This is a genomic window from Mesorhizobium sp. M7A.F.Ca.CA.004.04.2.1 (assembly GCF_004022825.1).
In the GTDB taxonomy this organism is placed as follows: domain Bacteria; phylum Pseudomonadota; class Alphaproteobacteria; order Rhizobiales; family Rhizobiaceae; genus Mesorhizobium.
On sequence record NZ_RZPH01001203.1, the window covers coordinates 1 to 1625 of the forward strand.

Genomic DNA, 1625 nt, shown 5'->3' on the forward strand with positions numbered 1-1625 from the left:
GAACGGCCAGGAATTCACAAAGACGATGCAGGACATCTCCACCAAGGGTGGGGCCTACGACATCTACTCGACCGAATGGAACCGCCTCGGCGACCTCGCCGAAACCGGCGGCATCGCCAAGCTCGACGACTTTGTCGCGCAGCATAAGCCTGAATGGGACGATCCCGTCAGCGGCTATGTCAACGGCGCCAAGGGCGTGTCGCTGCTCAACAAATACCGCGGCTCGAACTATGGCGTGTCGCTGGACGGCGACTTCCAGACTTGGGTCTACCGCACCGACCTGTTCGGCGACGAAGCCGAGAAGAAGGCCTTCAAGGACAAATACGGCTACGATCTGGCGCCGCCGAAGACCTGGAAGCAGCATGGCGACATCGCCGCCTTCTTCCAGCGACCGGACAAGGGCCTGTTCGGCTCGACCGACCTGCGCAACCAGGGCTGGGGCTACACGAACTGGTACCAGCGCTATGTCTCGATGGCTTCGCCCAACCAGTTCCTGTTTGGCGATGACGGCAAGCCGATGATCAATTCCGAGCAAGGCATCGCCGCCACCAACGAATATGTTGCTTCGCTCGCGCATCATTCGCCGGATGCGATCTCCTGGGGTTGGCCGGAGCAATACGGCAACTTCGCCAAGGGTGGTGCGGCGATGACCTGCGCCTTCTCCAACCTGCCGAAATTCCTCGACAATGCCGGCAACAAGGATTCAGCCGTCACCGGCAAGATCGGCTCGATGCTGCCGCCCGGCCGCGAGATCGGCGGCAAGCTGATCAGCCGTTCCGTGCTGTGGTTTTCGCTGACCGGCATGATCTCGTCACAGTCGAAGAACCAGGAGGTCGCCTACCTCCTGCTGCAATGGCTGGGCTCGGCCCGCATCTATGCCTGGATGAGTGCCAACCCCGGCGGTTATCTGGACCCGTTCCGGCTTTCGGACTTCTCCGATCCGCTGGTGCGCCAGACCTATCATGCCTACCACATGGACGTCGTGCGCGAGACGGTCGCCCGCACCGTGCCGACCATCAACTATCCCGGCGCGACAGCCTTCCACAATGCGCTCGACGAGAACCTGATGGCGGCGCTGACCAAGGCCAAGACATCGGAGCAGGCGATGGCCGACACCGAGGCAGAGTGGAAGAAGATCGCCCGGCGCACCGGCGAGGACAAACTGCTCGAAGCCATCAAGACCAACAAGGAGGCCTGGCCGACAGTTCTCGATCCAATCGTCTGATCCTTCTCCCTGGATCATATCGAAGGAGGGGAGGAGCCTACTTCTCCCCTCCGCCCACAACGCCACCAGCAAAGCCGCCAGATGAAGCGTTCCGTTCCTTTCCTGATATTCCGCTATGCCGCGATCTTCGCGGCCATGGCGGTGACGCTGGTGCCGATCCTGTGGATGGTATCGATGGCGTTCAAGCCGATCGCCGAATGGTCGGCGACCGGCGCCGAACTGACCTGGTGGCCGAAGAACCCGACGCTCAGCAATTTCCGTTTCGTGTTCGGCGAGTCGACCAACAATTTGATCGTCGCGCTCGACCGTAACGCGCTGAAGCCGATCCTCGCATCGCTGCTGTCGGCGGTTTTCGGCACGGTGATCGCCATGTCGGCGGGCACTGCCGCGGCTTATGGGC

At 61.7% G+C, this 1625-nt stretch carries 1 protein-coding gene and 1 pseudogene; both read left to right on the forward strand.

From position 1 onward, the window contains the following. Positions 1 to 1225 (forward strand): extracellular solute-binding protein (locus EN893_RS32995; protein ID WP_128362132.1); only part of this gene is annotated, 1225 nt, incomplete at its 5' end. Between the two features lie 81 nt (positions 1226 to 1306). Continuing rightward, positions 1307 to 1625, forward strand: a pseudogene (locus tag EN893_RS33000) (carbohydrate ABC transporter permease); the annotation flags it as partial.